The sequence below is a fragment of the Bartonella sp. CR84HXZ genome (assembly GCF_042194535.1).
GTDB lineage: Bacteria > Pseudomonadota > Alphaproteobacteria > Rhizobiales > Rhizobiaceae > Bartonella > Bartonella grahamii.
In genome coordinates, this window is sequence record NZ_JBHIMY010000034.1 from 1 (window position 1) to 6,066 (window position 6,066).

Below are 6,066 nucleotides of genomic sequence, written 5' to 3' on the forward strand. Positions count from 1 at the left end.
GTCAGTGACCATTTATCCAGCGTGTTCTTACCGGCATCTGACATGTCCTTTGGTGTAAACGACAGCTGCCCATAGGTGCCTACAAGACCGAGATGTGTTGTGGTATTTTGTCCTTCAATTGCTGCCAATGTGACACCAGCTTGGAGAGCAGCATAGCGGATATCAGCACCATAACCATATTTGAGAGGACCACGCTCAGAAGATAAAGTTCCTGTGCTTCCATAGGTATAAAGGAAGAAACCGGTTTGTTTTTCCTCTTCTTTTCCTAAGACGGATGTTCTGATATTGGCTAAGAGCGCGTTTTGTTTAGCTATATCTGTTAATCCAGCGTGAAAGAGAGCATTTGGCATGACCAAATAGCTTGCTGTTTGTGCTACAGGGGCGATCACATCTGAACCATTTCCAAGCAGTTCGGGTTGCAAACGGAAATCCCAGAAATTTTCATTCTTTTCATCAAACAGGTTTTGCGCAATATTGGCTTTGCCTTGGCTTGAATCTGGTCCATAGGCACGTAGTGTATACATATCTGGTAAACCACCTCTTGTGGTATAGCCATTTACAAGTTTGAAAGAGCTTTCTTCTGCTTTTCCAGAAACTTGAATGAGTGAAAGACCACGGATATTGGCAGCAGCAGAGGTATTTGCTTCGACATTGTCATCTTCTAAGCGTCCCGTAACATAAACTGATGTGTTGCCAGAGACATCCCCATTGATCAAAAGTCTATCGGTTTTTTGGTCATTTATTGCAGCACCATCACTCCATTTTGCGTTGAAGTAAATCTTTGCACCACCCGTTGCATTGTAGACTGCTTTTGTGTCTGGTTTACCAGAACCTATATGCAATGTTTGGTAATGCTCTTCTGTTGGTTCGCTAAAAACAATGGAGCTATTATCAAGACTAAGCGTGGAAATATCAGAACGAGATCTTTGAGCAATATCAAGCAGATTGCCATCATTATCTTTTTCGTTTTTGCTGATTTTCAACGTCCATGTTGTATCGTTTTTCAGATCAAAGTGTACATTTCTGTCTTGAGCAATATTCGCTCTGCCCTCTAGAGTAGACTGATCAGCGTTTAATGTGAAGGTGCCGTTGGAGATCGCTTTAACCTCTTTACCATCCCACAAATCTTTATCTTTCCATGACGTTTTGTCCCAAAAAATACCATCTCCTAATAATACGTCCGCATGAACTTCTGATTTTTTAAGATTGACTGTGCCGATTGATGGGGCTGCCGCATCTTCGATGCTTTTTTCAACAAAAGCTCCAACGAGAATACCAGTATCATTTTCAGCATGAATCTCTGCATTGGTCAGATTGATCTCATTGCTATGATATTTTTGTGGGTAATCTGGGCCATTTGGATCATTATCAGAGAAAGTTGCGAATTGTAAACCGGCAACTTCTGCTGTGGCAGAAACATCTGTCAGATCAATATGTCCGCCATTTATTACAACCAGTGCAGCTTTTTTTGCTTCTATTTTGTTTTTCTTCCCATTTGGAGGAGTGTCGGATTGGGTATCTAGACCTTCAGAATTAGTATCAATAGTGCCATTGCTCGTTTTAATTGTACTACCTTCAACAGCAAAAAGACCAGCATCAACATTTTGAATGGTTGTTTTGCCATTTAATTCAACTACACTATCGGGCTCCCAAATGTTTACACCAACGGTTGGTTCTGTGGATTTACCACCGGTTATTGTTAAATCTCCGCTAACGATTTTACCCCCACTATCAGCATAAAGACCTTCATCAACATTTTGAATGGTTGTTTTTCCCGTTAACTGAATTTCACTACCAGAGTCCCCTGTCCATACACCAGATCGTTTTTCATTGGGGTCTTGATCAATTATTTCACCACCGACTACGGTTAAATTTTCACTGGTAATTTTACCACCAAGGATTGCTCCAAGACCGTTCCAAGTATTGTTAATTGTTGTATCGCCATGCAATTCAATTCTGCTATCAGGACCAATGGCCTCTGCACCGGTTCCTTTGCCATCTGTTGTTAAAGCAACATTCGTGGCGTCAATCTGTCCGCCTTTTTCTGCAAATAATGCACTTCGCGCATCCCCTATTGTTGTTACTTTTCCTCCTGCCATTGTGATCTTAGATCCTGAACCATCTGCACGGAGTCCATTACCATTAGATGATGCGACTGTAACATTGTTGTTTAAAGTAATGGTGCTGCCTTCTTTAGCATATACCCCATCAGTTTTTCCATCGAATGATCCTCCAGAGACTGTTATTGTGGAGTGATCATTTGCAAATATGCCTGTGTTTGCTTGAGTGACGGTTACATTGTTTAAAGCCACAGTGCTTTTTTCGGCACTTATTCCCTTATCCATCAATGTGCCATCGTTACCGCTCGATATTGTTACATCTTCCAGCGTGTTTTTATTTTCATCACTTCCGCTAGCGTTGAAAAGAGCACCTATTTGAGAAGCAGCAATAGAACCACCGGTCATCTTGGCTGTAGCTCCATTTTGTACATCAAGGCCGTTTATAACTTTTTCAATGGTTGTTGTGCCTTTTAATGTAATGACGCTGTTAGCGCCATCGGCTTTTGCGCCAGTTCCAGTGCTATCTGTTGTTGTTAAAGCAACATCCGTGACATCGATCTGTCCACCTTTTTCTGCAAATAATGCATTTTGTTTTCCACTGACAGTTCCTCCCGTCTTCGTGATTTTTGCTCCTGAACCTTCTGCATGAAGTCCAGAACCATCAGATGATGTAACCGCAGCTTTTTCGTCTAAATTAATGGTGCTGCCTTCTTTAGCATATACCCCATCATTTTTCCCATCGAATGATCCTCCAGAGACTGTTATTGTGGAGTGATCATTTGCAAATATGCCTGTGTTTGCTTGAGTGACGGTTACATTGTTTAAAGCCACAGTGCTTTTTTCGGCACTTATTCCCTTATCCATCAATGTGCCATCGTTACCGCTCGATATGTTCACATTTTCTAGCGTGGTTTCGTTGTTCTTACTACCGTTGAAAGAAGCACCAATTTCAGAAGCTGTAATGGAAGCGCCATCTATCTTGATTGCCGCTCCATTGTTCATTACAAGGCCATTTTTGAATTTTTCAATGGTTGTTTTTCCATTTAACTCAATCTTGCTATTAGGTGAGTAGGCCCCTATACCAATACTTGTTCCTTGGGTTGCAGCACCAGTTAGTGTTAAATCTTTACTAACGATTGCACCATTTACTGCCATAAGACCATGGTTTGTGGCGTTTTTAATGGTTGTTTTTCCATTTAACTCAATCTTGCTATTAGCATCTTGGACGTACACACCAACATTAGATTCTCCAGCTTCATTAAGGGTTATCGTTAAAGCGTTGCTAGTAATTGCTGCACCGCCTACTGCCCGAAGCCCGTTAGTCATTTTTTCAATGGTTGTTGTACCCGTTAACTCAATCTTGCTACCAGAATCTTGGGCTACTAAACCAATATTGGTTCCATTTATTATTAAATTTTCGCTGGTGATTTTACCGCCTTTTTCTGCAGAAAGTCCGTCCTTAACTTTTTCAATGGTTGTTGTGCCCGTTAACGTAATTTCACTGCCCGAATCTTTCGACGCTACACCAGTGCTGAATTTTTCAGGATCAGGAGAGGTTACTATTAAATTTTCACCCTTGATTGCGCCACCATTTGTTGCTTCAATTGCATCATAGGAACTGCCTGAAGTGGCAGTCGTTATTGTACCTTTTGCATCATTTTTAAGAACATTGTTAGCAGCATATGCGTTGAAATGGGTGCCAAACAGCGTAACAGTCATAGCCGCTGTACAGAGTAACAGAGATTTTTTATACATTTAGATATTTTCCTTAACTTATAAGCCCCACGCATTCCGCCCCCGCTTATAAGAAGGATATCAAATGAATGGTTTTCTACTTTGAGACAAATAGATTATTTTTATTTTTGTGTAAAGTATAATTATAAATTTTATAATAAAATACGTAATGTTTTTACTGTAAATCTATTTTATTATTCATTATGAATAAAAATAAAACTAAATTATAAATAAAAATTATTTTATAATATTAAAAATTAAAATATTTAAATCACTAATTTATTAAAAATTTATAAAATAATATGAAGATATTAAAATTTATTTGTAATTTTTTATTGTATATCATAGTGTTATTATTGTGCATTATTTAGAGATAAACTTTATTGAATTATCACAAGAAAGAAAATAATGGAGAAGATATTAAAAAAGAAACCAGAAAAGAGGAAATGAGCAATAAAGAATAGCAGTATCTATGCTGCTGTGAATATACAAAAAAGAAAGCTTGTCGTTTGACAGGAGTTTTTTAAGTGGGAATAGGTGAGATTGGGTGGGAATTTATGATTTTTTTATGACTAATTTTCACCATTAAATGCACATTTTATCAAAATGGATTTTTACATCTAAAAATGAGAAAAATCTGTGATTCAATGGAAAAAATAGGAAAAGGCTTTGAGGATTAAAAAAAACTCTGTGGAAGCCTAGAAAACCGCCTTTGAAGACCCTTTGAAAAAAATCTATAAATTGTGAAGTTCGCTCCCAAATCAGCCCAAAAAGCGAAAAAAGATATGATATTTTAAAAACAAATTGTTATTAAAAATCTTAATGTAAGGAGAAAGGCACCTTCATTTTCCATTTTTAATGATGGTTAGGTTGGATTTGTGTCGTTCTTGAGTGTTTTTTTAACCTCTATTTGATGTTTTAAATGCAATTTTAAAAAGAGGCAAGGTAAGCTCTATTTCTTCACTGTCGTTGATGTCTTGAATAAGCTCTTGTAACTTTTTATAAAGCTCCGCCGCGAGTTCCGCTATATCTTCAGGGGGAAATTTAATTGTTGCATTTTTGTTATTTGATTGATCCCTTTGTACGGGTGGCAAATGGTGATGGGGGTTGGAGTGTTAAACCCGCAAGTCCTTTTGCTGCCGCCATGTTTATCAAACGTGATAAGCAAAGGGGCGGTGTTTTTTGGTCTCCCTCCAACCAAGATGTGCATGGCATTTTAGGCACGGCGCGCCCGATTAGCTATTTTGATGGCGAAATCGATCATGAGGCAAATCGCCTCAACCAAGCCGATATTGCGACCTTTATTCCAGCACGGCTTAGCCAAAATGCGCATTTAAATAATTCTGGGGGACAAATAGCTGCCAATGGACGTATTTTATGGGGAAATCATACCACCTCCAGTGATCCATTCTGGCGTTTTGTCAATGTGGTGTGCACCCGTGCAGCGTTGAAAAAACTATCACTAACAGTTTTAGCCCTTGGGCTAATGACGAGAATCTGACTGCTCACTATGTCATTGCTATTACCCGCTCTCTCACGCAGTTTCTTGATGATCTTATTGCGCGGGGTGCACTGCTGGGGGGCGGGTTTGGTTTGATCGCGATTTAAATTCCAACAGTATTTTACAATTAGGACAGTTTCGGGTGGAGTTTGATGCAGAAGAAGTGCCACCTTTAGGAGATTTAAGGTTCAGTAGCCGGCGCAATAGCGCTTATTTTGATCGGTTGGCGCAAGATATCCAAAAGAAAATGACTTATCAATTTGGTGATACGCTTGAAACTTATCGCAAAGCAGCAAGGAGTTAGAGCATGACTTTACGCATTGTACGCGGTTTTACCCTGATTGTTGATGGTTTTATGGGCACCTATCACAAAATTGAGCGATTTTTTTAAATCTTTGCCTCATCGCATTAAGGGGTGGATTGGGTCCATTAATTTAAGAGAGTTTTTGCCAAGTTTTTTGGGAGGCACAACAGCCATTCAACCGATTGCACAATTTGCGGGGGCGGGGCATGCCAATTACTCTGTGAGAGAACAAAGAGGCAAAGAGCGCTCCCCTATCACCCACAATCAAAATGTAACGGTGCATGTCAATGGCGCCCGTGATCCTGTGGCCACTGGTCGTGCGGTTGCCCACGCCATTCAACGGGCACGCGCCAATGCGCTGCATGGGGGAACAGAATGAGGGGAGGGAGGCTATGAGAGATCCTTTGATGATGTTAGGACCGCATCAATTTTATGTGGACTGGCTGAATTTCCAATCCTTTGAAGAA

General features: G+C 39.8%; 2 protein-coding genes and 3 pseudogenes. 3 read left to right on the forward strand and 2 right to left on the reverse strand.

Annotation, left to right across the window (positions count from 1 at the left end; all coding sequences use genetic code 11):
* Together ACFIKD_RS08580 and ACFIKD_RS08585 are read right to left on the reverse strand one after the other, a co-directional pair.
* The coding region (locus tag ACFIKD_RS08580) for an autotransporter outer membrane beta-barrel domain-containing protein (RefSeq protein WP_375647768.1) at positions 1–3,815 on the reverse strand (3,815 nt) is incomplete at its 3' end.
* An 844-nt stretch (positions 3,816–4,659) separates the two neighbouring features.
* Positions 4,660–4,855, reverse strand: a pseudogene (locus ACFIKD_RS08585) (transcriptional regulator); the annotation flags it as partial.
* Here ACFIKD_RS08585 and ACFIKD_RS08590 point away from each other — a divergent pair.
* The 3 genes and pseudogenes from ACFIKD_RS08590 to ACFIKD_RS08600 form a co-directional block, all read left to right on the forward strand.
* A pseudogene (locus ACFIKD_RS08590) lies at positions 4,852–5,599 on the forward strand (phage tail sheath family protein); the annotation flags it as partial. The pseudogenes ACFIKD_RS08585 and ACFIKD_RS08590 sit on opposite strands and share 4 nt — an antisense overlap.
* 70 nt (positions 5,600–5,669) lie before the next feature.
* Entirely contained in the window at positions 5,670–5,978 is a 309-nt protein-coding gene (locus ACFIKD_RS08595) for a hypothetical protein (RefSeq protein WP_375647769.1), read from the forward strand.
* Between the two features lie 13 nt (positions 5,979–5,991).
* A pseudogene (locus tag ACFIKD_RS08600) lies at positions 5,992–6,066 on the forward strand (phage tail protein); the annotation flags it as partial.